At 61.3% G+C, this 23,677-nt stretch carries 24 protein-coding genes; 14 read left to right on the top strand and 10 right to left on the bottom strand.

The genetic code is table 11. The annotated features are described in order from the left end of the window. Positions 1-11: 11 nt before the first annotated feature. Complete coding sequence (locus BM317_RS22690; RefSeq protein WP_092167994.1) at positions 12-911, bottom strand: D-hexose-6-phosphate mutarotase; 900 nt, start codon at positions 909-911, stop codon at positions 12-14. 57 nt (positions 912-968) lie between these two features. Beyond that, positions 969-1,373, bottom strand: a complete 405-nt coding sequence (locus BM317_RS22685) for an acyl-CoA thioesterase (RefSeq protein ID WP_003177184.1) — start codon at positions 1,371-1,373, stop codon at positions 969-971. A gap of 376 nt (positions 1,374-1,749) precedes the next feature. Between BM317_RS22685 and BM317_RS22680 the strand changes: the two genes are divergently transcribed. The 8 genes from BM317_RS22680 to BM317_RS22645 all read left to right on the top strand — a co-directional run bounded on the left by BM317_RS22680 (position 1,750) and on the right by BM317_RS22645 (position 12,544). Next, a complete protein-coding gene (locus tag BM317_RS22680) occupies positions 1,750-3,048 on the top strand; it encodes an MFS transporter (protein WP_092167676.1) in 1,299 nt (432 codons plus the stop codon). Between the two features lie 269 nt (positions 3,049-3,317). Further along, the gene (locus BM317_RS22675; RefSeq protein ID WP_053127032.1) at positions 3,318-4,316 is read left to right on the top strand and encodes a phosphate ABC transporter substrate-binding protein PstS; all 999 of its coding nucleotides are present in this window, start codon (positions 3,318-3,320) and stop codon (positions 4,314-4,316) included. Positions 4,317-4,789: 473 nt separating this feature from the next. Further along, complete coding sequence (locus tag BM317_RS22670; protein WP_170866277.1) at positions 4,790-6,823, top strand: ABC transporter permease subunit; 2,034 nt, start codon at positions 4,790-4,792, stop codon at positions 6,821-6,823. 15 nt (positions 6,824-6,838) lie between these two features. Next, positions 6,839-8,509, top strand: coding sequence for a phosphate ABC transporter permease PstA (gene pstA, locus BM317_RS22665; protein WP_060739810.1), 1,671 nt, complete (start codon positions 6,839-6,841; stop codon positions 8,507-8,509). 93 nt (positions 8,510-8,602) lie between these two features. After that, entirely contained in the window at positions 8,603-9,436 is an 834-nt protein-coding gene (pstB, locus tag BM317_RS22660) for a phosphate ABC transporter ATP-binding protein PstB (RefSeq protein ID WP_072411200.1), read from the top strand. 97 nt (positions 9,437-9,533) lie between these two features. Next, positions 9,534-10,295 carry a phosphate signaling complex protein PhoU gene (gene phoU, locus BM317_RS22655; protein WP_092167670.1) on the top strand — a complete coding sequence of 254 codons (762 nt, stop codon included), beginning with the start codon at positions 9,534-9,536 and terminating at the stop codon, positions 10,293-10,295. A 168-nt stretch (positions 10,296-10,463) separates the two neighbouring features. After that, positions 10,464-11,417, top strand: coding sequence for a response regulator (locus tag BM317_RS22650; RefSeq protein WP_092476339.1), 954 nt, complete (start codon positions 10,464-10,466; stop codon positions 11,415-11,417). 230 nt (positions 11,418-11,647) lie between these two features. Next, positions 11,648-12,544 carry a peptidoglycan DD-metalloendopeptidase family protein gene (locus BM317_RS22645; RefSeq protein ID WP_092167665.1) on the top strand — a complete coding sequence of 299 codons (897 nt, stop codon included), beginning with the start codon at positions 11,648-11,650 and terminating at the stop codon, positions 12,542-12,544. A 186-nt stretch (positions 12,545-12,730) separates the two neighbouring features. Here the strand turns inward: BM317_RS22645 and BM317_RS22640 are convergent, their stop codons facing one another. The 3 genes from BM317_RS22640 to phoB form a co-directional block, all read right to left on the bottom strand. Then, positions 12,731-14,071, bottom strand: a complete 1,341-nt coding sequence (locus BM317_RS22640) for a hemolysin family protein (RefSeq protein ID WP_014335895.1) — start codon at positions 14,069-14,071, stop codon at positions 12,731-12,733. Between the two features lie 113 nt (positions 14,072-14,184). Continuing rightward, positions 14,185-15,471 (bottom strand): phosphate regulon sensor histidine kinase PhoR, encoded by a 1,287-nt coding sequence (gene phoR, locus BM317_RS22635; RefSeq protein ID WP_256574209.1) that lies wholly within the window; start codon positions 15,469-15,471, stop codon positions 14,185-14,187. An 80-nt stretch (positions 15,472-15,551) separates the two neighbouring features. Continuing rightward, the gene (gene phoB / locus BM317_RS22630; protein ID WP_003177195.1) at positions 15,552-16,241 is read right to left on the bottom strand and encodes a phosphate regulon transcriptional regulator PhoB; all 690 of its coding nucleotides are present in this window, start codon (positions 16,239-16,241) and stop codon (positions 15,552-15,554) included. Positions 16,242-16,393: 152 nt separating this feature from the next. Between phoB and BM317_RS22625 the strand changes: the two genes are divergently transcribed. Then, the gene (locus BM317_RS22625) at positions 16,394-16,780 is read left to right on the top strand and encodes a COG4315 family predicted lipoprotein (RefSeq protein ID WP_092167657.1); all 387 of its coding nucleotides are present in this window, start codon (positions 16,394-16,396) and stop codon (positions 16,778-16,780) included. Positions 16,781-16,956: 176 nt separating this feature from the next. Here the strand turns inward: BM317_RS22625 and ubiA are convergent, their stop codons facing one another. Both ubiA and BM317_RS22615 read right to left on the bottom strand, forming a co-directional pair. After that, on the bottom strand, positions 16,957-17,847 hold the full coding sequence (gene ubiA, locus BM317_RS22620) for a 4-hydroxybenzoate octaprenyltransferase (RefSeq protein WP_014335898.1): 891 nt from the start codon (positions 17,845-17,847) through the stop codon (positions 16,957-16,959). After that, complete coding sequence (locus BM317_RS22615) at positions 17,847-18,410, bottom strand: chorismate--pyruvate lyase family protein (RefSeq protein WP_092167989.1); 564 nt, start codon at positions 18,408-18,410, stop codon at positions 17,847-17,849. Before BM317_RS22615 ends, ubiA begins: the two co-directional genes overlap by 1 nt. Positions 18,411-18,586: 176 nt before the next feature. Here BM317_RS22615 and BM317_RS22610 point away from each other — a divergent pair, with 176 nt between their 5' ends. The 3 genes from BM317_RS22610 to BM317_RS22600 all read left to right on the top strand — a co-directional run bounded on the left by BM317_RS22610 (position 18,587) and on the right by BM317_RS22600 (position 20,394). Next, positions 18,587-18,754, top strand: a complete 168-nt coding sequence (locus BM317_RS22610; protein WP_003177199.1) for a rubredoxin — start codon at positions 18,587-18,589, stop codon at positions 18,752-18,754. A gap of 24 nt (positions 18,755-18,778) precedes the next feature. After that, entirely contained in the window at positions 18,779-19,927 is a 1,149-nt protein-coding gene (locus tag BM317_RS22605; protein ID WP_092167655.1) for an NAD(P)/FAD-dependent oxidoreductase, read from the top strand. Between the two features lie 191 nt (positions 19,928-20,118). Beyond that, positions 20,119-20,394 (top strand): HU family DNA-binding protein, encoded by a 276-nt coding sequence (locus BM317_RS22600; protein ID WP_060739802.1) that lies wholly within the window; start codon positions 20,119-20,121, stop codon positions 20,392-20,394. A 196-nt stretch (positions 20,395-20,590) separates the two neighbouring features. Here the strand turns inward: BM317_RS22600 and BM317_RS22595 are convergent, their stop codons facing one another. Then, positions 20,591-21,682: an aminopeptidase gene (locus BM317_RS22595; RefSeq protein WP_092476336.1), complete on the bottom strand. Its 1,092-nt coding sequence runs from the start codon at positions 21,680-21,682 to the stop codon at positions 20,591-20,593. A gap of 58 nt (positions 21,683-21,740) precedes the next feature. Between BM317_RS22595 and BM317_RS22590 the strand changes: the two genes are divergently transcribed. Together BM317_RS22590 and BM317_RS22585 are read left to right on the top strand one after the other, a co-directional pair. After that, positions 21,741-22,154, top strand: a complete 414-nt coding sequence (locus BM317_RS22590; RefSeq protein ID WP_060739800.1) for a PA0061/PA0062 family lipoprotein — start codon at positions 21,741-21,743, stop codon at positions 22,152-22,154. Positions 22,155-22,194: 40 nt separating this feature from the next. Beyond that, positions 22,195-22,620 (top strand): PA0061/PA0062 family lipoprotein, encoded by a 426-nt coding sequence (locus BM317_RS22585; RefSeq protein ID WP_060739799.1) that lies wholly within the window; start codon positions 22,195-22,197, stop codon positions 22,618-22,620. Between the two features lie 6 nt (positions 22,621-22,626). On the opposite strand, the gene BM317_RS22580 is transcribed toward BM317_RS22585, so the two are convergent. Together BM317_RS22580 and BM317_RS22575 are read right to left on the bottom strand one after the other, a co-directional pair. Next, a complete protein-coding gene (locus tag BM317_RS22580) occupies positions 22,627-22,860 on the bottom strand; it encodes a DUF1161 domain-containing protein (protein WP_003196417.1) in 234 nt (77 codons plus the stop codon). A 148-nt stretch (positions 22,861-23,008) separates the two neighbouring features. Continuing rightward, positions 23,009-23,440 (bottom strand): OsmC family protein, encoded by a 432-nt coding sequence (locus tag BM317_RS22575; protein WP_092476333.1) that lies wholly within the window; start codon positions 23,438-23,440, stop codon positions 23,009-23,011. Between the last annotated feature and the right edge of the window lie 237 nt (positions 23,441-23,677).

Here is a 23,677-nt window from a genome sequence, read left to right as displayed (position 1 = left end):
TGTGGTGGGGTTTAGAGCGGTTTGCTGCAGATGCTCACCCCGAGGGTATGGCTGCCCTGCGGTAACAACGTCACCACGTCGTCCATCACATTCGCCGTCTCGATGCACAACATGCGCTGCCAGCCATCGTCGGCCATGTCGCTGAAGGCCTTGGCGCGTTCGGTCCAGGGGTTCCAGATCACCGCCGAGCGCGAACCGCTGCTGGTCAGTTCGATCCGTCGTTCCCAGTGCGGGTCGATGATGCTCAGCGTCGGCGGGGTATCGAGGTAGATGCGGTCGGTCTCGCTGGCAAATGTCAGGTCGCCGGCCTGGGTGTGGGTGTTCCAGTCGTCCAGGGTCTCGATGTAGCTCAAGCCATCCACCCCCTCGACCCGCACGTTGCGCACGTCGCTCACGGCGAAGTAGCTGTGCAGCGCCTGGCTGAGGCTGACGGTGTCGCTGCCACGGTTATGGCTGGTGAGGCGGATGTGCAGTTGCTCGTCCATCACGATGGTCAGCGTCAGGTCCACCTGGTGAGGCCAGCCCGAGAGGCCGTTTTCAGGGTAGGGCAGCACGAATTCCACCTTGAGGCTTTCGCCTTCGGTTTCGATGCCCTTCAATTCCCAATCCATCGCCCGTACCAGGCCGTGGGCCGTGGCCGGGTCATTGGTCACGCGCATGGCCTGTACGCTGTCGGGGTTGCGGGTCAGGTTGCCGAACCACGGCCAGCACACCGGCACGCCCGCGCGGATGCTCTTGCCAGTCTTGAACGTGGCCTGGTCGTTGAGCCAGATCAGTGGCGGCTGGCCGTCCACTTGATAACTGAGGATGTGCGCGCCTTGCTGGGCCACCAGCAACTCGGCCTGACCGTGACGGATGCGCCAGGCGTTCAGTTCATCCAGTTTGACCGCTTCGACGTTGGGCGTAGGCATGTTGCAAATCTCGCTCGGGAACAGGGACTGCAATGGACCGCAAAACGGCCGCCATGTTTAACGGGCGCGCGGCGGAACCGAGCGGGTACGACCGCTGCCGTCGATGGCGACAAAGACAAAGACCGCCTCGGTCACCTTGCGCCATTCACTGGACAGCGGGTCGTCGCTCCAGACCTCGACCATCATCTGGATCGAGCTGCGGCCGATTTCCAGGGCCTGGGTATAAAAGGAAAGCTGTGCACCCACCGCCACCGGCACCAGGAACGCCATGCGATCGATCGCCACGGTGGCCACGCGTCCGCCGGCCACCTTGCTGGCCATGGCGGTGCCGGCCAGGTCCATCTGGGACACCAGCCAGCCACCGAAAATATCGCCGAAGCCGTTGGTCTCGCGAGGGAGCGCGGTGATTTGCAGGGCCAGGTCGCCTTGCGGGATTGGATCTTCTTGTTCGAGCTCTATCATGCCGGGGGGGCCTCTGACCCGTAACGCTGTCTGGTACTTCAGGTGAATAGCCGTCTTTGAAAAAAACGATTCAGCCCGAACATACTGCGTTCGTCACGTTTTTCGTAAAGGCGTGCCAAAGGGAAACTCTGCGAAACCGGCTGGTTCTGGTACTACGCCACCAACGACGTTTTCGCACAGCAACCCCTTACAGGGTACTGCAAGGTTGCGAGTATATCGGGCGATAGACGTCGAGACGACCACCCGGTTCTGATTTCGACTATCAAATACGCACCTCTATGTGCTTTTTCGAACAATTTGCTATCGTGCCGGACCTGCCCAGGCCCCAACCCGTGTTACCAGGGTTGCAGAACCGACTATAAGAGAAGCCCTTGCCATGACCACTGCGCCTTCGAGCACGGCGACGCCCGCACAACCAGCACGTCCACTGACCCGCAACGATTACAAGACTCTGTCGCTTTCAGCTTTGGGCGGTGCGCTGGAGTTCTACGATTTCATCATCTTCGTGTTCTTTGCCACCGTGGTCGGCAAATTGTTCTTCCCTGCCGAAATGCCTGAGTGGCTGCGCCTGATGCAGACCTTCGGCATTTTTGCCGCCGGTTACCTGGCCCGGCCGCTGGGCGGGATCATCATGGCCCACTTCGGCGACCTGCTGGGGCGCAAGAAAATGTTCACCCTGAGCATTTTCATGATGGCTGTGCCGACCCTGATCATGGGCCTGTTGCCCACCTATGCGCAGATCGGCATGTGGGCGCCCATCCTGCTGTTGCTGATGCGGGTGATCCAGGGCGCGGCCATCGGCGGGGAAGTGCCGGGGGCCTGGGTATTCGTTTCTGAACACGTTCCGGCGCGCCACATCGGCTACGCCTGCGGCACGCTGACGTGTGGCCTGACCGCGGGGATTCTGTTGGGTTCGCTGGTCGCCACGGCCATCAACAGCATTTATACGCCGGTGGAAGTGGCGGATTACGCCTGGCGGATCCCGTTCCTGCTGGGCGGTGTGTTCGGTCTGTTTTCGGTGTACCTGCGCCGCTGGCTCCACGAAACCCCAGTGTTCGCCGAGCTGCAACTGCGCAAGGCCCTGGCCGAGGAAATACCGCTGCGGGCCGTGCTGCGCGATCATCGCGGCGCCATCGCGATTTCGATGCTGCTGACCTGGCTGCTGTCGGCCGGCATCATCGTGATCATCCTGATGACCCCGACGGTGTTGCAGACCGTTTACCACTTCAGCCCGACCACCGCGTTGCAGGCCAACAGCCTGGCGATCGTGTTCCTGAGCTTTGGTTGCATCGGCTCCGGCGTGCTGGCCGACCGCTTCGGCGCCGGGCGGGTATTTGTCTTCGGTAGCGCGTTGCTGCTGATCACCTCTTGGACCTTTTATCACAGCCTGTTCGACCACCCCGACTGGCTATTCCCCCTCTATGCGCTGAGCGGCCTGCTGGTGGGCACCATCGGCGCGGTGCCTTACGTCATGGTCAAGGCGTTCCCGGCCGTGGTGCGCTTCAGCGGCCTGTCGTTCTCCTACAACCTGGCCTACGCCATCTTCGGCGGCCTTACCCCGATGATCGTGACCTTGTTGTTGAAAGAGAGCCCGATGGGGCCGGCGTATTACGTGGCGATCATTTGCGGAATAGGGATTGTGGTGGGCGGTTATCTCTGGAAGAAGGGGCGCTAGGTGGCGCTGAACAGGCTTCTGTGGCGAGGGGATCTATCCCCGTTGGGCTGCGAAGCGGCCCTCAAGCCAGCGCTCCTCGGTGTTTCAGACTGATTGCATCCAGCCGTTGGGCTGCCTTGCAGCCCAACGGGGGATAAATCCCCTCGCCACAACATCCTGTAAAACTCAATGCTGGCCTTTCATCCAATTGTCATATTTCAGCCATAGAGTGTTCACACGGCTTACCAATACTTGGCCGACTTAACACACCTATCTGCTAGGAGTAAGGCATGAAACTGAAGCGTTTGATGGCGGCAATGACTTTTGTCGCTGCTGGCGTTGCGACTGCCAACGCGGTTGCCGCTGTTGACCCTGCGATCCCGAGCTACACCAAGACCACTGGTGTGTCGGGTAATCTCTCCAGCGTCGGCTCCGATACCCTGGCCAACCTGATGACCTTGTGGGCCGAGAACTACAAGAAAGAATACCCGAACGTAAACATCCAGATTCAGGCCGCCGGTTCCTCCACCGCGCCGCCCGCGCTCACCGAAGGCACCGCCAACCTGGGCCCGATGAGCCGCAAGATGAAGGACAACGAACTGCAGGCCTTCGAACAGAAGTACGGCTACAAGCCAACCGCTATTCCGGTTGCCGTGGATGCCCTGGCCGTATTCGTGCACAAGGACAACCCGATCAAGCACCTGACCATGGCTCAGGTCGACGCCATTTTTTCCTCGACTCGCCTCTGCGGCGCCAAGGCTGACGTCAAGACCTGGGGCGACCTGGGCGTGACCGGCGACCTGGCCAACAAGCCGGTCCAACTGTTCGGTCGTAACTCGGTGTCCGGCACCTACGGCTACTTCAAGGAAGAAGCCTTGTGCAAAGGCGACTACAAGCCAAACGTCAACGAACAGCCGGGTTCGGCTTCGGTTGTGCAGTCGATCAGCAGCTCGCTTAACGGCATCGGCTACTCGGGTATCGGCTACAAGACCGCCAGCGTGAAAACCGTTGCCCTGGCCAAGAAAGAAGGCGGCGAGTTCATTGAAGACACCGAAGAAAACGCCCTGAACGGCAAGTACCCGCTGTCGCGTTTCCTCTACGTCTACGTCAACAAGGCCCCGAACAAGCCTCTGGCCCCGCTGGAAGCCGAGTTCGTGAAGCTGATCCTGTCCAAGCAAGGCCAGGAAGTCGTGGTCAAGGACGGTTACATCCCGGTACCTGCCAAAGTCGCCGCCAAGGCACTGGCTGACCTGGGGCTGCAGGAAGGCGGCAACGTCGCCAAGCAGTAATACCTGAGCCAGGGCCAACGCCCGGGCTCTCTGTGGGAGCGGGCTTGCTCGCGAATGCGGTGGATCAGTCGGCATCCATGTCGAATGTACTGGCCCCTTCGCGAGCAAGCCCGCTCCCACGGACACGAATTTTCCGTCCGCTGCCGCTTCTAGCTGGCGGCGGATTTGTTGCGTCACTTCACTGTCATCTTTCTGTCATACAGGATCGCTAGGGTGTGCGCATGAATGATCTGGCCAACTCCACAATGACTACGACTTCCCCTCCCAAGCGCATTGATTTCAATACGCCTGAGTTGCAACGCAAGCGTCGCATCCGCGCGCTCAAGGATCGCCTGACCCGCTGGTATGTGCTGGTCGGCGGCCTCGCCGTCCTGGCGGCCATTACGCTGATTTTCTTCTTCCTGGCCTATGTGGTGCTGCCCCTGTTCCAGGGCGCGGACCTGACCGCCAAGGACTCGATCACTCCGGCCTGGATGCAAGACGCCGGCAAACCGCTGATGATCTCTATCGAAGAACAGAACCAGGTCGCCATGCGGGTTTCCGACAAGGGCCAGGCGCTGTTTTTCGATGTCGGCAGTGGCGCCGAACTGCGCCGCGTCGACCTGCCGATTCCGGCCGGCGCCAGCGTGACCGCCATTGGCGAGGACCAGCCCGGCAGCCCATTGGTGGCGATCGGTCTGTCCAACGGCCAGGCCTTGGTGTTCCGTCACACTTATAAGGTCTCCTACCCGGACGGCAAGAAAACCATCTCGCCCGCCGTCGAATACCCTTACGGCGAGACGCCGATCGCCTTGAACGAACAGGGCGCGGCCCTGGAGCATGTCAGCCTCAACGCCACGGATTCGACCCTGCTGTTGGCCGGTTCCAGCGGCGCCCAGCTGCAAGTGCTGTCGCTCACCAGCGAAGAAAACATGATGACCGGTGAAGTCACCAGCGAGCAGACGCGTATCGACCTGCCGCAGATGACCGAGCCGGTGAAGAACATCTTCGTCGACCCGCGCCAGCAATGGCTGTATGTGGTCAACGGGCGTGCCCAGGCCGATGTGTTCAGCCTGCGGGACAAGAGTCTCAACGGCCGTTACAAATTGCTGGAAGACGGCGAAGCCCAAGTCACCGCCGCCACCCAGCTGGTGGGCGGGATCTCGCTGATCATCGGCGACTCCAAGGGCGGCCTGGCCCAATGGTTCATGGCCCGGGATCCGGACGGCGAACTGCGCTTCAAGCAGATTCGAACCTTCCAGATGGGCAGCGCGCCCATCGTCGAGATCAGCGCCGAAGAACGTCGCAAAGGTTTCGTGGCGCTCGACGCCGCCGGCAAGCTCGGCGTGTTCCACAGCACCGCCCACCGCACCCTGCTGGTGGACCAGGTGGTCGACGGCCAGGGCCTGTTCGGCATGTCGCCACGGGCCAACCGCCTGATCGTCGAACAGGGCGGCAAGCTGCAACCATTGACGCTGGACAACCCGCACCCGGAAGTGTCGTGGAGCGCGTTGTGGAGCAAGGTCTGGTACGAAAACTACGACGAACCTAAATATGTCTGGCAATCGACCGCCGCCAACACCGACTTCGAACCCAAGCTGAGCCTTTCGCCGCTGACCTTCGGTACCCTGAAGGCGGCGTTCTACGCGATGCTGCTGGCCGCGCCGCTGGCGGTTGCCGCAGCGATCTACACCGCCTACTTCATGGCCCCGGGCATGCGCCGCAAGGTCAAGCCGGTGATCGAGTTGATGGAGGCGATGCCGACGGTGATCCTCGGTTTCTTCGCCGGCCTGTTCCTGGCGCCGTACGTCGAAGGGCACCTGCCGGGTATCTTCAGCCTGTTGATGTTGCTGCCGATCGGCATTCTGGTCACCGGTTTCGCCTTCAGCCGCCTGCCGGAATCCATTCGCTTGAGAGTACCCGAGGGCTGGGAAAGCGCCCTGTTGATCCCGGTGATCCTGTTCGTGGGCTGGCTCTCGCTGTACATGAGCCCGTACATGGAAGCCTGGTTCTTCGGCGGCGACATGCGCATGTGGATCTCCCATGACCTGGGCATCACCTACGACCAGCGCAACGCCCTGGTGGTGGGCCTGGCGATGGGCTTCGCGGTGATCCCGAACATTTATTCCATCGCCGAAGACGCCGTGTTCAGCGTGCCGCGCGGCCTGACCCTGGGCTCCCTGGCCCTCGGCGCTACGCCGTGGCAGACCATGACCCGCGTGGTGATCCTCACCGCCAGCCCGGGCATCTTCTCGGCGCTGATGATCGGCATGGGCCGTGCGGTGGGCGAGACCATGATCGTGCTGATGGCCACCGGTAACACGCCGGTCATGGAAATGAACCTGTTCGAAGGCCTGCGCACCCTGGCGGCCAACGTGGCGGTGGAGATGCCCGAGTCGGAAGTCGGCGGCAGCCACTACCGCGTGCTGTTCCTCTCGGCCCTGGTGTTGCTGTTGTTCACCTTCGTCATGAACACCCTCGCCGAGCTGATCCGTCAGCGTCTGCGCAAGAAATATTCGTCGCTTTAAGAAAGGTAGAAGTCTGTGAAACAGAACTCCCTGAAAGGATGGTTCAAGAGCGGCGCCCCTGGCGTCTGGATCAGCGGTGGCGCGGTGTCCATCGCGGTCATCATGACCATTGGCCTGCTGGCGGTGATCGCTGTGCGCGGCCTGGGCCACTTCTGGCCGGCGGACCTGATCCACGCCAACTACAACGTGCCGGGCATGCCTGCGCACCTGGTGGTCGGCGAAGTCGTACAGAAAGAAGAAGTGCCTCGCGAGCGCCTGAAAAGCGCCGGCTTGCCGGTGCCGGACGAAGGCCCCGAGTTCATGACCCGCGAACTGATCAAGGTCGGCAACCGAGACCTGAACGGCACCGACTTCACCTGGATCGTCGGCGATTGGTTGACCAACCAGACCACGCCGCCGGAACTGATGGCCATCGAGCGTCGTGAGTGGGGCAACTTCTACGGTTACCTGGTCAACGTCAAGGAAGGCGGCAAGGTCATCGCCGAGGGCGAAGCGGCCTGGCCGCAACTGCAGGCTCGCGTACAGCGGGTCAATCAGTTGGCCGCCGAACTCAAGACCCTGGAAAAAGTCGACATCGGCGCTATCAACGCCGGTCTGGAGCGTATCCGCCTGCACGGTCGCAAGCTGGAGCTGGACGGCAAGCTCGATGCTTCGGCACAGGCCGATCTGGAAAGCGAACGCGCCGAACTCAACGCCCGCTACAAGGACATCGAAGCGCGCCTGGCCGACCTGCATGCGCAGTTCAACCGCGACAGCCTGACGGCCCGCGATGCCAACGGCAAGGAAGTGGAGATCGAAATCGGCAAAGTGGTGCACGCCTACCAGCCAAACGGCATGGGCACGTTCACCAAGCTGGGTTTCTACTTCAGCAAGGTCTGGGAGTTCCTCAGCGACGACCCCCGTGAAGCCAACACCGAAGGCGGCATCTTCCCGGCGATTTTCGGCACCGTGATGATGACCCTGATCATGGCAATGATCGTGACGCCGTTCGGCGTGCTGGCGGCGGTCTACCTGCGTGAATACGCCCGCCAGGGCCCGATGACCCGTCTGATTCGCATCGCGGTGAACAACCTCGCGGGCGTTCCAGCTATTGTTTACGGCGTGTTCGGCCTGGGCTTCTTCGTCTACGTGCTGGGTGGTTCGGTCGACCGCTTGTTCTTCCCCGAGGCCTTGCCGGCGCCGACCTTCGGCACCCCGGGCCTGCTCTGGGCGTCGCTGACCCTGGCGCTGCTGGCGGTGCCGGTGGTGATCGTGGCCACCGAAGAAGGCCTGGCGCGGATCCCGCGTACCGTGCGCGAAGGCTCCCTGGCCCTCGGCGCGACCAAGGCCGAGACCCTGTGGAAAATCGTCCTGCCCATGGCCAGCCCGGCGATGATGACCGGGATGATCCTCGCCGTGGCCCGTGCCGCGGGTGAAGTGGCGCCGTTGATGCTGGTGGGCGTGGTGAAACTGGCCCCGTCGCTGCCGCTGGACGGCAACTACCCGTACTTGCACCTGGACCAGAAGATCATGCACCTGGGCTTCCATATCTATGACGTCGGTTTCCAGAGCCCGAACGTCGAAGCGGCGCGACCGCTGGTCTATGCCACGGCGCTGCTGCTGGTGCTGGTGATCGCCACGCTCAACCTGTCGGCGGTGTGGATCCGTAACCACCTGCGCGAGAAGTACAAAGCGTTGGATAGCTAAAAGTCATTAGCCACAAGCGGCAAGCGACCCGCCGCTTTTGCTCAAACTTGCAGCTTGCAGCTAGAAGCTTGCAGCTACGAACGGAGTGAGACCATGCAACACGAAGCACATACACACGGCATCAACATGTCGGCCCTGGGCCGCGACAAGCAGAGCCTGGATCTGGCGCAAGAAACCGTCGCCATCGAAGTACCTGGCCTGAACCTGTTCTACGGCGAGAAGCAGGCGCTCTATGACGTCAGCCTGAACATCCCGAAACAGCGCGTCACCGCGTTCATCGGTCCATCGGGTTGCGGCAAGTCAACCTTGCTGCGCACCTTCAACCGCATGAACGACCTGGTGGACGGCTGCCGCGTCGAAGGTGAAATCAACCTCTACGGTAACAACATCTACCGCAAGGGCGAAGATGTGGCCGAGCTGCGTCGTCGCGTCGGCATGGTGTTCCAGAAGCCGAACCCGTTCCCGAAAACCATCTACGAGAACGTGGTCTACGGCTTGCGCATCCAGGGCATCAACAAGAAGCGCATCCTCGACGAAGCCGTGGAATGGGCCCTCAAGGGCGCCGCGCTGTGGGATGAGGTCAAGGACCGTCTGCATGAATCGGCCCTCGGTCTGTCCGGCGGCCAGCAGCAACGTCTGGTGATCGCCCGCACCATCGCCGTGGAACCGGAAGTGCTGCTGCTCGACGAACCCTGCTCGGCCCTCGACCCGATCTCGACGCTGAAAGTCGAAGAGCTGATCTACGAGCTCAAGTCCAAGTTCACCATCGTCATCGTGACCCACAACATGCAACAGGCGGCGCGGGTTTCCGACTACACCGCGTTCATGTACATGGGCAAACTGGTGGAATTCGGCGATACCGATACGCTGTTCACCAATCCGGCGAAGAAGCAGACCGAAGACTACATCACCGGTCGCTACGGCTAGTCGAGGCAGCTGCATAGCCGCACTGCGCTATCAGGATCAACATTTAACTGCTTGAAGCTTGCAGCTTGAAGCTTGCAACTTTCGCGGAGCGAACAAGATGATTTCGAAGGAAGGCCTTACTCACCACATTTCCGCCCAGTTCAACGCCGAGCTGGAGGAAGTGCGCAGTCACTTGCTGGCCATGGGCGGGCTGGTGGAAAAGCAGGTCAACGACGCGGTGACCGCACTGATCGAGGCCGACTCCGGCCTGGCCCAGCAGGTGCGTGAAATCGATGACCAGATCAACCAGATGGAGCGCAACATCGACGAGGAGTGCCTGCGTATCCTGGCCCGTCGTCAGCCGGCTGCCTCCGACCTGCGCCTGATCATCAGCATCTCCAAGTCGGTGATCGACCTTGAGCGGATCGGCGACGAAGCCACCAAGATCGCCCGTCGTGCCATTCAGTTGTGCGAAGAAGGCGAGGCGCCGCGCGGCTACGTCGAGGTTCGCCACATCGGCGACCAGGTGCGCAACATGGTCCGTGACGCACTGGATGCCTTCGCCCGTTTCGACGCCGACCTGGCGTTGTCGGTGGCCCAGTACGACAAGATCATCGACCGCGAATACAAGACCGCCCTGCGCGAGCTGGCCACCTACATGATGGAAGACCCGCGCTCCATTTCCCGGGTGTTGAGCATTATCTGGGTGCTGCGTTCTCTCGAGCGTATCGGCGATCATGCGCGCAACATCTCGGAACTTGTCATCTACCTGGTGCGCGGTACCGATGTGCGCCACATGGGGCTCAAGCGGATGAAGGAAGAAGTTGAGGGCACCCCGTCCGAAACCGCTAATGTTCCAGGCAAAACTGACGATAAGTAAGATTGCCAAGAAAAGCGCCCGGCCTTCTGGTCGGGCTTTTTTTTTGGCTTTTTTTAATCCAAAGCAGCACCCCGCGAACGAAAAGTCCCGGCGTGACTGACGGTTTTTTTGGCAATATGCCATCAGTAAAGCGGTATGCTTGCCGGGATTTTTTAGAGGTGTATCTGGATGAGTAAGGTCAGTGTGTTGGTCGTGGACGATGCTTCGTTCATTCGTGACCTGGTGAAGAAGTGCCTGCGCAACTACTTCCCGGGCGTGCGTATCGAAGACGCGGTGAACGGCAAGAAAGCCCAGGCCCTGCTGGCGCGCGAGGCATTCGACCTGGTGCTGTGCGATTGGGAAATGCCGGAGATGTCCGGTCTCGAACTGCTGACCTGGTGCCGCCAGCAGGACACCCTCAAGGGCATGCCCTTCGTGATGGTCACCAGCCGCGGCGACAAGGAAAACGTGGTCCAGGCGATCCAGGCCGGCGTTTCCGGCTACGTCAGCAAGCCGTTCACCAACGAACAGTTGCTGACCAAGGTCAAGCAGGCCCTGCACAAGGTCGGCAAGCTCGACACGCTGATGAACAGTGCTCCGACCAAGATGAACTCGGCGTTCGGTAATGATTCCCTCAGCGCCCTGACGGGCAATAAGGCGCCGGTTGCGGCTGTTGCTTCGGCACCGGCGGCGAATCCGTTTGCCAAGCCGGCGGCCGCTCCCGCTCCCGCAGCCGCTGCTGCCCCGGCCCGTGGACTGCTCAACAGCCCGCCGGTCAAGGCGCCGGTAACCGCCGCTTCGACAACCAACCGTGGCCAAGGCCAGTTGCGCCTGTCCAGCGGCACCCAGCAATGCGTGATCAAGGCCTTGAGCCTCAAGGAAGCGCTGCTGGTGGTCAAGCGTACCGACACCCTGCCACAAGTGCTCGAAAGCGCAGTGCTGGACATGGAGCAGGGCGACAACGCCGAAACGGCCCGTCTCAACGGCTACCTGCACGCCATCGTCGCCCATGAGCAGACCCCCGACAGCGAATGGCTGCAGCTGACGTTCCGCTTCGTCGACAAAGACCCGCAGAAACTCGACTACATCTCCCGCCTGATCGCCCGCGGTACGGCGCAGAAACACTTCGTGCCGGGCGCCTGATCCGGCCATGCAGATCGTTCCCATGCTCTGCGTGGGAATGCCTCTACGGACGCTCTGCGTTCGGCGCTTGAGGGGACGCGGAGCGTCCCTGGCTGCATTCCCACGCAGAGCGTAGGAACGATCACCAACACCGATCGCTGATCCAATTTTGAAACATCCGTCGACTACGCTGGTCCATCCCAGCTGCTAGGCTGCTGTGCAGGCCTTCATTTTCGACAGAACCTTTGCCCATGTTCGTGCCCCTGCTGTTTGCCTGTGGTCTTGTCCTGGCCTCCACCTCGGCCGTGGCCATGACGATCTACAAATCCACTGATGCCAATGGTGTGGTGTCCTATAGCGACCGCCCCAGCAAGGGCGCCCAGGTGTTCGTGTTCCGCGACCGCATGGTCGAGCGCCTGGAGCGGCAGGTGTTTCTGGATATCAAGAAACAGAACGGCGCGGACGCGGTATTCGTGCGCAACGATCTGTACGCGCCGGTGGAGATCGAATTGAGTTTCGCCGGGCTGCGTAACGTCAGCGGGGCGCCGAGCCGGCCGATTCGGCGGGTGCTGCCGGCGCGCAGCAACCTGCGCCTGGCGCTGCTCACGGCCACCCGGCCCGGCAGGCCGCTGGTGTACACCCCAAGGTTCGAATATTCCCTGGGCGACCCAGCAGGCGCCGCCGAGGCCTATCGGTACCCGCTGCCTTGGCGCGGAGGGCCGTTCCGGCTGAGCCAAGGGGCCAACGGCCAATACAGCCATTACGGCCCGAAGAATCGCTACGCCATGGACATCGCCATGCCCGTTGGCACGCCGATCATCGCCGCGCGGGGTGGCGTGGTCATCAAGACCGAAAACGAGCAGACCGGCCGCGGGGACGACCCCGCGGGCAACTTCGTGCGGGTGCTGCACGATGACGGCACCATGGGTGTCTACCTGCACCTGCAGAAGGGCTCGGTGAGCGTACGGGAAGGGCAGCGGGTCGGGGTGGGCACGCCGCTGGCGTTGTCGGGCAATACCGGCAACAGCTCAGGCCCGCACCTGCATTTCGTGGTGCAGCGCAATACCGGGTTGGGACTGGTGTCGATTCCCTACCAGTTCAATCAGCCGGTGGGCGACCTGCCCAACTTTGCGTTGGGCAAGCAGTAGCCTCTGCACAAGCCAAGGCGCTTTTGTGGCGAGGGGATTTATCCCCGCTGGGTCGCGAAGCGACCCCAACACTGCCGGCTCAATTCACCAGGCAAACTGGAATTTCAGGTTTTAGGGCTGCTTCGCAGCCCAGCGGGGATAAATCCCCTCGCCACAGGAGGGTAGTCGCCGGAAAGCGGTCGACACTCAATCGAGCATCAACACCTTCGCCAGGATGATCTTCGGCCCTTTCATTTTCTTGATGATGATCCGCAGGCCTTCGACTTCCAGCACTTCTTCCTCTTCCGGCACGCGCTTGAGGGTTTCATAGACCAGGCCGGCCAGGGTTTCCGCTTCGATGTGGTCCAGGTCGATCCCCAGCAGGCGCTCGACCTTGAACAGCGGCGTATCACCCCGTACCAGCAGCTTGCCCGGCTGGTAGGCCAGGATGCCGCGTTCGGCCTTGCGGTGTTCGTCCTGGATGTCGCCCACCAGCACTTCCAACACGTCTTCCATGGTCAGGTAGCCGATGATGTTGCCGTCGGCTTCCTCGACCAGGGCGAAGTGCGAGCCGCCCTTGCGGAACTGCTCCAGTAACTGCGACAGCGGCATGTGCCGCGACACCCGCTCCAGCGGCCGGGTCAGTTCGGCCAGGTTGAACGACTCGGGAATGTGATCCAGGGCCGCCAGTTCCAGCAGCAGGTCCTTGATGTGCAGCAGGCCGACGAACTCCTGGCGCTCGCTGTCGTACACCGGATAACGGCTGAACTTGTGGCGACGGAACATCGCCAGGATTTCCTTGAGCGGCGCGTTGAACTCCAGCGTCACCAGGTCTTCCCGGGAGTTGGCCCAGTCCACCACTTCCAGCTCGCCCATCTCCACGGCCGAGGCCAGCACGCGCATGCCCTGGTCGCTCGGGTCCTGGCCGCGGCTGGAGTGCAGGATCAGTTTCAGTTCTTCGCGGCTGTAATGGTGTTCATGGTGCGGGCCGGGCTCACCCTGGCCGGCGATGCGCAAGATGGCGTTGGCGCTGGCGTTGAGCAGGTAGATTGCCGGGTACATGGCCCAGTAGAACAGGTACAGCGGCACGGCGGTCCACAGCGACAGCAGCTCGGGTTTGCGGATGGCCCAGGATTTGGGCGCCAGTTCACCGACCACGATGTGCAGGTACGAAATGATGAAGAATGCGGTGAAGAACGACACGCCCTTGATCACTTCTGGCGACTGTACGCCGACCGCGCCCAGCAACGGCTCGAGGATGTGGGCGAACGCCGGCTCGCCGACCCAGCCCAGTCCCAGGGACGCCAGGGTGATACCCAGTTGGCATGCCGACAGGTAAGCGTCGAGCTGGCTGTGGACGGTGCGCAGGATGTGCCCGCGCCAGCCGTTCTGCTCGGCAATGGCTTCGACCCGGGTCGAGCGCAGCTTGACCATGGCGAATTCGGCCGCAACGAAAAAGCCGTTGAGCAAAACCAGGATCAGAGCGAAAAGAATCATGCCGAATTCGGCGAAGAGTGTGACGAGGGACAAGCCAGGGGAAGGGTCCATGATGGGGTTTTGCGGGTTCCGAATAGTCGTAGGAGTTGGAAATGGGCGCCTGAAAAGGCAGGCGCAAGCCAGTCAATGTAGCGGCTGACTCGGCGATTGCCTAGGGGGCGTGCTCAATCAGCGGGGCGGGCGAGGCGTGCGCGAACCACCTGGGCCGGGGCGAAATGGCAGGTAAAGGTGCTGCCATGGCCGGGTACGCTGCTGATTTCCATGCGGGCGCGATGGCGCAGCAGGACGTGTTTGACGATGGCCAGGCCCAGCCCGGTGCCCCCCGTGTTGGAGTTGCGGCTGGAGTCGACGCGGTAGAAGCGTTCGGTCAGGCGCGGCAAGTGCTTGCTGTCGATACCGATGCCCGAATCGCGCACGCTCAGGTGCGCGCCTTGCTCATCGCCCCACCAGCGCACATGGATCCGACCTTGCTCCGGTGTGTACTTGACCGCGTTGAACACCAGGTTGGAAAACGCACTGCGCAGTTCCGCCTCGCTGCCTTTGAGCTGAACGGCCGGGTCGGCTTCCAGGGTAATGGTCTGCTGCTTGGAGCCGGACAGTTCCTGCGCATCTTCGGCAATGGTTTGCAGCAGGTCGTCGATGGGCACTGGCTGGTTGTCCGACGGGTAATCGGTGGCTTCCAGCTTCGCCAGCAGCAACAAGTCGTTGAGCAGGGTCTGCATGCGCCCGCTTTGTTGGTGCATCTGCTGCAAGGCCCGGGTCCAGCGCGGGTTCACCTCCTCGACGTTGTCGAGCAGGGTTTCCAGGTAACCGCAGATCACCGTCAATGGCGTGCGCAGTTCATGGGAAACGTTGGCGATGAAATCCTTGCGCATCTGTTCCAGCTGATGGATCCGCGTGACATCGCGCACCAGCATCAGGTGCTCGTTGTTGCCGTAGCGGGTGATGTACAACTGGATGCGCAACCGATCGTTGGTGGGCGAAGGGATTTCCAGCGGCTCGGCATAGTTGGCTTGCTCGAAATATTCCTTGAAGCGCGGATGACGCACCAGGTTGGTCACCGGCTGGCCGCTGTCCTGGGGTGTCTTGAGGCCCAACAGGGTCTCGGCAGCGCGGTTCCACCACTCCAGGTTGCCGTCGCTGTCGAGCATGATCACCGCGTCTTTCAGCGCGGCGGTGGACTCCTGGACCCGGTCGATCACCGCCTGCAGGCGTCCGCGAACGCGCTGGTCGCGCCGTTGCAGGTGGTAGATGCTGTCGAACACCTCACCCCACAGGCCATAGCCGTCGGGCGGGGCTTCGTCGGGTTGGTGCAGGCGCAGCCATTCATGCAGCCGCAGCAATTGCTTGAGGGTCCAGGCCAGGTAAAGCCCCAGCCCGGCGGCCAGGCTCCAGCCGTAAAAACCGCTGATCAGGCCGATCAGCAAACAACCGGTCACCAGCAACAACATGTGGCGAATCAGGGTGCCATGCCAGTTTTGATTCACGTGACGCGCGTCCTTGTCAGCTTGTCGGGCGGTAAGGGCTCGGATCAGGCCTTGGTCGAAAAACGATAACCGGTGCCGCGCACGGTTTGTACCAGATTTTCATAAGCATCGCCGAGGGCCTTGCGCAGGCGCCGAATGTGCACGTCCACGGTGCGTTCCTCGACGTAGACGTTGCCGCCCCAGACCTGGTCCAACAATTGGCCGCGGGTGTAGGCACGTTCCTGGTGAGTCATGAAGAATTGCAGCAGGCGGTATTCGGTCGGGCCCATCTCGGCGGGTTTGCCGTCGATGGTCACGCGGTGGCTGATCGGGTCGAGCAGCAGGCCACCGACTTCAATCGGCGCTTCGCCATCGGTCGGCCCGGCGCGGCGCAGCACGGCTTTCAGGCGCGCCACCAGTTCCCGTGGGGAGAACGGCTTGGTGATGTAGTCGTCGGCACCGACTTCCAGGCCCTGGATCTTGTTGTCCTCTTCGCCCTTGGCGGTGAGCATGATGATCGGGATATCACCGGTCAGCTCGTCGCGCTTGAGGCGTCGCGCCAGTTCGATACCTGACGTGCCGGGAAGCATCCAGTCCAGCAGGATCAGGTCGGGCTTGCGGTCGACGATGATGGCATGGGCCTGTTGAGAGTTTTCTGCTTCCATGCAGTCATAGCCGGCCATCTCCAACGCAACGGCGATCATCTCGCGGATGGGTGCCTCGTCGTCGACGATCAGAATGCTCCTGCCAACCATGGGGTAATCCTCTTGTCATTTAACTGTCTTGCGCCGCATTAGATAACGGAATTATTGCAGTCGTGTGACAGTTATTTCATGACCCGGCAGCGAGGGGGATCCTGGGCTACGCTTTTCAGTCCGAATCCTGACAACCACAAAAGAAGGTTTCCATGACTTACTTCACCCAATCCATCAAGGCACTGGCGGTCACAGCTGCACTGGCGCTGCCGACCTGGGCGTTCGCGGCTGAGCCGGCGATGGTCTCAGACAAGGGGGTGCTGACTGACCACAAGGAGATGACGCTGTATACGTTTGCCAAAGACTCGGGCGGCAAGTCGATGTGCAACGACAAATGCGCCGCCAACTGGCCACCGCTCATGGCCGAAGAAAGCGACAAGCCCATGGGTAAATGGACCGTGATTACCCGCGACGACGGCAAGAAGCAGTGGGCCTACAATGGCAAGCCGCTGTACACCTTTGTCATGGACAAAAAGGCCGGGGACATGACCGGTGACGGCAAAATGGACGGCGCCTGGAAGGTCGCCAAGCCCGACTGATAGTTTTTCGCCAAAGTAGCGGCAGATCATTGTGGCGAGGGGATTTATCCCCGTTGGGGCGCGAAGCGGCCCCAGATCTGTCGCCTTGGTGTATCAGGCCAAACTCATTGGCTGTATGGGGGTTGCTGCGCAACCCAGCGGGGATAAATCCCCTCGCCACAAGGTAACGGTGGGCTTCAGCGCAGCGCGTAATCCAGCACGATCCCCACGAAAATCGCCAACCCGGCCCAATGGTTGTGCAGGAACGCCTGGAAGCAACGCATCCGGTCCCGGCCACGGGTGTACCAGAATTCCCAGGCAAAGCACGCGGCAGCGGCCACCAGCCCCAGGTGGAACCAGCCACCCAGCTGGAATTTCGACCCGGCCAGCAGCAGGCAGCCCAAGGCCAGGCCTTGCAGCGTCAGGATGATCACCCGGTCGGCGTCGCCAAACAGGATCGCCGTGGATTTCACGCCGATGCGCAAGTCATCGTCCCGGTCGGTCATCGCGTAATAGGTGTCGTAGCCCACCGTCCACAGCAGGTTGGCGATGTACAGCAACCACGCGGCCGCCGGCAGATGCCCGGTTTCGGCAGTGAACGCCATCGGCATGCCCCAGGAGAACGCCGCGCCCAGCACCACTTGCGGGTAGTAGGTATAGCGCTTCATGAACGGGTAGCTGAACGCCAGCGCCAGCCCCCCGAGGGACAACAGGATGGTCGGTGCATTGGTGCACAGCACCAGCAGGAAGCTCACGCTCATCAGCACGGCGAAGAACACCAGCGCTTCTTTCGAACTGATCTTGCCGCTCACCAGCGGGCGCTGCTCGGTGCGTTTGACGTGGCCGTCGACCTTGCGGTCGGCCCAGTCATTGATCACACAGCCGCCGGCGCGGGTCAGCACCACGCCGAGGACGAAAATCACCACGTTGGCGATGGACGGCGAGCCTTCACCGGCAATCCACAACGCCCACAGTGTCGGCCACAGCAGCAGGTAGATGCCGATGGGCTTGTCCATACGGGTCAGTTGCACGAAGTCCCACGCCCGTGGATTCAGGCGATTCAAGGATTTGAGCAGTTGCACGTACATCAGAAATTCTCCGAATAGGCGCGGGCGACAGTCCACAAGCGTGGCAGGAAGATTTCCGCCACCAGCACGCTCAACGCACCGCGATCGAAACGTGAACGGCGACCCCACAACCCGCTGGCGCGGACGTCTTGTGGCAACCCGGCCTCGGGGTAATGGCAAACCTCGATGGCCCGGCGCTGGAACGCCTGGTCGCAAAACAGCAATTCGCCCAGGGAGCGGCTGCCCAGTTCGTCCATCTGCAACCCGTCACCCTGCAAGGCACTGCGCGCCGCCACACTGCGGGCGAACACCCAAGGCTGGTCGCGGCCGCGCAGATACACTTCGCGTACCCAGCCCTCGCTACCCTCGGCCAGGTCCAGGGCGGCACATTCGTCGGCGCGCAACGGCTGCCAGCCTTCGAACAATGGCGTCACGCTGAAATGGCCGTCCGACAGGCGCGTGAGGCGCCGGGTCAGGGAGCCTTCGTCGAACAGCCAATCGAGTACACCCGCATCGGGGCGGGGCGACAGCAGGTGCTGGGGCAGCCATTGGAGTGTAGGAAATATCGAATTTGTATGCGGCACAGAGGTCTTGAATGGCAGCAAATGAGGCCGCGAGCTTACCATGTCGGTCGCGGGTTTTGACGGGCCCGGCCGGCTGCACAGCTGATCATGCTTGCATCTGTCGCAACCGATCAGTACAAAACGGCCCTGAGCCGGAAAATACCGGCCAAGGCCTGACATCTTGAGGAAGTATTGGAATGAAGAAGTGGCAATGTATTGTCTGCGGCCTGATCTACAACGAAGCTGACGGCTGGCCTGACGATGGCATCGCGCCCGGCACCCGCTGGGAGGATGTACCGGCAGACTGGCTGTGCCCGGACTGCGGCGTCGGCAAAATGGATTTCGAAATGATCGAAATCAACTGATCGTTTCATCAAATGGAGAGCAATATGAGCGCACCTGTCGTCATCGTCGGTACAGGCCTGGCCGGTTATAACCTGGCCCGGGAGTTTCGCAAGCTCGACAGTGAAACCCCGTTGCTGCTGATCACTGCGGACGACGGTCGCTCGTATTCCAAGCCGATGCTCTCCACCGGCTTTGGCAAGAACAAAGACGCCGACGGCCTGAGCATGGCCGAGCCGGGGGCCATGGCCGAGCAACTCAAGGCCGAAGTGCGTACCCATACCCGCATCAGCGGCATCGATCCGGGCCACAAACGGTTGTGGATCGGCGAAGAGGCGGTGAACTACCGCGACCTGGTCCTGGCCTGGGGCGCCGAAACCGTGCGCGTGCCGGTACAGGGCGATGGGGCGGACTTGATCTTTCCCATCAACGACCTGGAAGACTACGCACGCTTCAGGGCCGCGGCGACCGGCAAGCGTCGGGTGTTGTTGCTGGGTGCCGGCCTGATTGGCTGCGAGTTCGCCAACGACCTGAGCCTGGGTGGCTACGAAGTACAACTGGTGGCGCCGTGCGAGCAAGTCATGCCGACGCTGCTGCACCCGGCCGCCGCGGCAGCGGTCCAGGCCGGGCTGGAAAGCCTCGGTGCGCGCTTCCACTTGGGCCCTGTGCTCAACCGCTTGCAGAAGGTCGCCGACGGGCTGGAGGCACACCTGTCCGACGGCCAGGTGATCGCCTGCGACCTGGTGGTCTCGGCCATCGGCCTGCGCCCTCGTATCGACCAGGCAGCCGCGGCCGGCCTGGTGGTCAACCGCGGCGTTGTGGTCGACCGTCACCTGAAAACCTCTCACGCCAATATCTACGCCCTGGGCGACTGCGCCGAGGTCGACGGCTTGAACCTGCTGTATGTCATGCCGCTGATGAGCTGCGCCCGGGCCCTGGCCCAGACCCTGGCCGGCAACCCGACTGCCGTCAGCTACGGCCCCATGCCGATTACCGTAAAAACCCCGGTGTGCCCCTTGGTGGTGTCGCCGCCACCGCGAGGCAGCGAGGGCGTGTGGAGCGTCGAAGGGCAGGGGGCGGACATCAAGGCGCTGTGCCGCGACGCTCAAGGCAACCTGTTGGGTTATGCCCTGACAGGCACGGCGGTGATGGAGAAACTGGCGCTGAACAAGGAGCTTCCAGCCCTGCTGGCGTAAATACTGGTCGTTCTGTCGCAAAAACCCTACTTTTGGTCCCACAAAGGTCGCCCGGACACTGGCGCCGTTTTCGGCACCGTGCCATCCTCACTTCCGTCTGCCGCAGAGTAGAGCCTGCGGCGCCTTAGGGGCTGTTCCAAAGAGAGCAGCACGGACATAACAACAAAAAAACCGTCAAAGGGGCTTCATTCATGCGTAAACCAGAACTCGCCGCCGCTATCGCGGAAAAAGCAGACCTCACCAAAGAACAAGCCAACCGCGTCCTCAACGCCGTCCTGGAAGAAATCACCGGCGCCCTGCACCGCAAGGACAGCGTTACCCTGGTGGGCTTCGGCACTTTCTTGCAACGCCACCGCGGCGCCCGCACTGGCAAGAACCCACAGACCGGTGAGCCGGTGAAGATCAAGGCCAGCAACACTGTTGCCTTCAAACCAGGCAAGTCCTTGAAAGAAAGCGTCAACCCATAATTGCTACGAGTACCTCGGCCGGGGGAAAGAAAGCGGCAATCAAAAGGGCATATCGATGAGTTGGTATGCCCTTTTTTGTGGTGGTGCGTTGTGTAGGAGCTGCCGAAGGCTGCGATCTTTCGCTTGAGACTCAAGTGTCAGGAAAAAGATCGCAGCCTCGCTTCGCTCGGCAGCTCCTACACGCGATGACGTCCGTCTAGTCAGCGGAAGTTTTCGGCTGCGCCAAGGCCTTCAAAGCCGCCTTGCGCGCTTCGATCGGCAATTCGCCCAGCTTCTCCACCGCCGCATAAAATGCAACCCAATCACCGCCCTCGCGCCTGAACAGCGCCGCAAATGCCGGCACCCACTGGTCGTACAGCCCGAACGGCAATAGTCGCGCATTGTTCAGTGGCGCGTAGACCCAGGCGTCGTAGCGTTTGTCGCCTGCCCACTGGGTGTCGCGCATTTGCACATAGTCGGCACGCAGGCGCTCGAATTCCGCCGCTTTGCGGTGGCGCATCTGTTCGGCTGTCAGGGGCTGGGCGTAGAGGGTTTCCAGGCGCTGGCGGGTGTCGAGGATCAGTTGGATGAACTGGTCGCGCTGGCGCACCTGCTTGCCGTTGTCGGGCGCTAGCCCACGACTGGCACGCCATTGTCGGGTGCCTTCCTGTTCAACGAAGGTGGCGAAGGACTCATTGAATTCGGTGTCGTCCTTTACATAAAACCGCTGGTGCGCCAGTTCATGAAAGATCAGCGTCGCCAGGCGTTCGTCGCCCCAGTGCATCATCGAGCTCAGGATCGGATCGTTGAACCAGCCCAGCGTCGAATAGGCTTCCACACCGCCAATCGCCACGTCCATGCCCTGCAAGCGCTGCAACGCGGCCTCGCCACGGGCGGCGCCCTGGCTGTAATAACCGCGATAAGCCACGCAACCGGCAATGGGGAAACAATGATTCTGCGGCGCCAGGGAAAATTCTGGCGTGGCAAAGACATTCCAGACGACGAATGGCCGGCCTATATCCGCATACAGGCGATAGCTTCGATTGTCCGGTAAATGCAGGTGATCGCTGGCAAACGCCCGTGCCTCGCGCGCCTGGGCCAGGTGTGCCTTGAGTTGGGTATCGCGAGCGGGGTCGGCAATGACCTGGTCGATAGGCTCCCGGGCCTGCAACAACCGCAGTTGCCCGCCGACGAGCTGGCTGTAGTAACCGACGCTACTGCAACCGTTCAGTAACAAAAGCAGGAGGCCTGGAAACAAAATCTGGAAAACACGGTCGAGTAACCGACGGCTTGAACGCGGCCTGATCAATTGGAATCACCCTGGGAAGTCTGCCTCCAAGACTATCTCGCTTGCCTGGAGCTTCGCTATGCGCGTGTTGATGCTGACGAGTGGCCTGTTGCTGCTGACCGGTTGTGCCGGCTTGCCTGACCCGGATCCATCCCAAGCGTGGATCGACCTGGGAAACCAGCAGGACACCGCGCTACAAGCGCTGGAAGTCGATGACAAGATGTCCATTGACCGGCGTTATTTCGAAGTGCAACCCGGCAGCCATGAGCTGACGGTGCGTTATCAATTTGCCGTCGAGCCCGGCAACATCGGCCCGGATGCCGAGCCGCTGTGGCGCGATTGCCGGTTGAACCTGAAATTCAAGGACTTCAACGCCGGCCAGCGTTACCAGCTACAGGCCGGTAGCATAGGTTTCCGACCTTGGGCCAAGCTGTACGATCAGCAGCGCAAAGTGGTGGGGCAAGGTACGCCGGCGGGCTGCCAACAAACGTGATTGGCGCTATGCTCAGTGTCCGGTTTTAAGGAAACTCACGATGCGCTTATCCCTGCTGTTACTGGCCCTGGTCTCCATGAGCGGTTGTGCAACGAGCCCGCTGCCCCAGGTCGACCCGAACATGGCGTGGGTTGATTTCGCGACCCCTATGCCGGGCGGCAAAATGCTGATGGCTGAAAGCCTGGACGGCCAGCGATTGCGAGACGGACGGATCTTTCAGGTTTCGCCGGGCAGCCACGAATTGAAAGTGCGCTTCGACTTCGAAGTGTTCAGTGGCGGTGGCCTGGGCATGCAAGCCGAACCGCAAGAACGGCTGTGCTACATGCTCGTGCGTTACGACCATTTCGAGGCTGGCCAACGTTATCGGCTGGAGGCTCGCAACCTGGCATTCACACCCAGCGCCCGGCTCTATGACGCCAAGCGTCAAATCGTGGCCGAAGAGCGACAAGTCAACTGCGTTCCGTAGGACGCCCTAGCGGTCGTTCTTCTGGTAAATGATTTTCTTCGTGCCGTTTTCGCAAGTGCCCACTACCATGTTCTGGTCGTGGACTTCGTCATTCGTGACGATTTCCAGTGTGTAGGACGACACGTTATTGGCCTGGATCTTCGCTTCGATTTCCGCTTTCAGCTCTTCACAGGATTTGGGTGCGGCAAGGGCTGATGCAGCGAATGCGCAGCCGATGACCACCAGGGCTGATCGTTTCATGTTCGAATTCCTCATGGCAGCGCGCACTGCCTGTGCGCTGAAACTGCGGGCTTCATTCGACCATAATTGCGCCAGGGTAAACAGCTCGACCGCATTCAAAAAAACGCAGCCTTCGCCAACGCTGCAAAGGCTGCGATCCTTTCATGCGTCAGTTCACCAGCGTTGCATCCAGGGTGATCTGAGCGTTCAGCACCTTGGAAACCGGACACCCTTCCTTGGCCTTCTTGCTCAGCTCATCGAATTGCGCCTGGCTGGCACCGGGGATTTTCGCCTTGAGCACCAGCTTGACCGCCGTGATCGCAAACCCGCCCTCGACCTGGTCCAGGGTCACTTCGGCGTTGGTGTCGATGCTGTCGGCCTTGAGCCCGGCATCTCCAAGGATCATCGAAAAGGCCATGGAAAAGCAGCCGGCATGGGCCGCGCCGATCAACTCCTCGGGGTTGGTACCCTTGCCGCCTTCGAATCGTGCCTTGAAGCCATAGGGCGCTTCGCGCAACACACCGGTTTCCGTGGAGATGGAGCCGATACCGGTTTTCAGGTCACCTTCCCAATGAGCCGATGCTTTCTTGATGATAGCCATGTCTGCCTCCTGAAGATTCGGCGCGAAAGCCGCGCCTGTGTGTTTTTTAGCTGTCTGGGTTGTGAGGATAGACCGCCTGTAAAAGTTCACCCTGTCGATTAGCCGACGAATTTAGTAGGAAATTTCGTCGCTGCTATTGAAACTCGGGTATATGCCCACATTGCATGGAACACACCTATAGAAACGGCAGGCTTTTGCCCGTAGGAAAAGCCCGGAACGCCGTTGGAGATCCCGGCC

Source organism: Pseudomonas sp. NFACC24-1 (genome assembly GCF_900115235.1).
In the GTDB taxonomy this organism is placed as follows: domain Bacteria; phylum Pseudomonadota; class Gammaproteobacteria; order Pseudomonadales; family Pseudomonadaceae; genus Aquipseudomonas; species Aquipseudomonas fluorescens_AA.
Note: the sequence above shows the minus strand (reverse complement) of the source record. Positions and strands in the feature narration are given on the sequence as shown.

What these genes read in the sequence shown, in the direction of transcription:
- BM317_RS22690 (WP_092167994.1), bottom strand. Translation starts at nt 911, where the DNA reads ATGCCTACGCCCAACGTCGAAGCGGTCAAACTGGATGAACTGAACGCC.
- BM317_RS22685 (WP_003177184.1), bottom strand. Translation starts at nt 1,373, where the DNA reads ATGATAGAGCTCGAACAAGAAGATCCAATCCCGCAAGGCGACCTGGCC.
- BM317_RS22680 (WP_092167676.1), top strand. Translation starts at nt 1,750, where the DNA reads ATGACCACTGCGCCTTCGAGCACGGCGACGCCCGCACAACCAGCACGT.
- BM317_RS22675 (WP_053127032.1), top strand. Translation starts at nt 3,318, where the DNA reads ATGAAACTGAAGCGTTTGATGGCGGCAATGACTTTTGTCGCTGCTGGC.
- BM317_RS22670 (WP_170866277.1), top strand. Translation starts at nt 4,790, where the DNA reads ATGCAAGACGCCGGCAAACCGCTGATGATCTCTATCGAAGAACAGAAC.
- pstB (WP_072411200.1), top strand. Translation starts at nt 8,603, where the DNA reads ATGCAACACGAAGCACATACACACGGCATCAACATGTCGGCCCTGGGC.
- phoU (WP_092167670.1), top strand. Translation starts at nt 9,534, where the DNA reads ATGATTTCGAAGGAAGGCCTTACTCACCACATTTCCGCCCAGTTCAAC.
- BM317_RS22650 (WP_092476339.1), top strand. Translation starts at nt 10,464, where the DNA reads ATGAGTAAGGTCAGTGTGTTGGTCGTGGACGATGCTTCGTTCATTCGT.
- BM317_RS22645 (WP_092167665.1), top strand. Translation starts at nt 11,648, where the DNA reads ATGTTCGTGCCCCTGCTGTTTGCCTGTGGTCTTGTCCTGGCCTCCACC.
- BM317_RS22640 (WP_014335895.1), bottom strand. Translation starts at nt 14,071, where the DNA reads ATGGACCCTTCCCCTGGCTTGTCCCTCGTCACACTCTTCGCCGAATTC.
- phoR (WP_256574209.1), bottom strand. Translation starts at nt 15,471, where the DNA reads ATGTTGTTGCTGGTGACCGGTTGTTTGCTGATCGGCCTGATCAGCGGT.
- phoB (WP_003177195.1), bottom strand. Translation starts at nt 16,241, where the DNA reads ATGGTTGGCAGGAGCATTCTGATCGTCGACGACGAGGCACCCATCCGC.
- BM317_RS22625 (WP_092167657.1), top strand. Translation starts at nt 16,394, where the DNA reads ATGACTTACTTCACCCAATCCATCAAGGCACTGGCGGTCACAGCTGCA.
- ubiA (WP_014335898.1), bottom strand. Translation starts at nt 17,847, where the DNA reads ATGTACGTGCAACTGCTCAAATCCTTGAATCGCCTGAATCCACGGGCG.
- BM317_RS22610 (WP_003177199.1), top strand. Translation starts at nt 18,587, where the DNA reads ATGAAGAAGTGGCAATGTATTGTCTGCGGCCTGATCTACAACGAAGCT.
- BM317_RS22605 (WP_092167655.1), top strand. Translation starts at nt 18,779, where the DNA reads ATGAGCGCACCTGTCGTCATCGTCGGTACAGGCCTGGCCGGTTATAAC.
- BM317_RS22600 (WP_060739802.1), top strand. Translation starts at nt 20,119, where the DNA reads ATGCGTAAACCAGAACTCGCCGCCGCTATCGCGGAAAAAGCAGACCTC.
- BM317_RS22590 (WP_060739800.1), top strand. Translation starts at nt 21,741, where the DNA reads ATGCGCGTGTTGATGCTGACGAGTGGCCTGTTGCTGCTGACCGGTTGT.
- BM317_RS22585 (WP_060739799.1), top strand. Translation starts at nt 22,195, where the DNA reads ATGCGCTTATCCCTGCTGTTACTGGCCCTGGTCTCCATGAGCGGTTGT.
- BM317_RS22580 (WP_003196417.1), bottom strand. Translation starts at nt 22,860, where the DNA reads ATGAAACGATCAGCCCTGGTGGTCATCGGCTGCGCATTCGCTGCATCA.
- BM317_RS22575 (WP_092476333.1), bottom strand. Translation starts at nt 23,440, where the DNA reads ATGGCTATCATCAAGAAAGCATCGGCTCATTGGGAAGGTGACCTGAAA.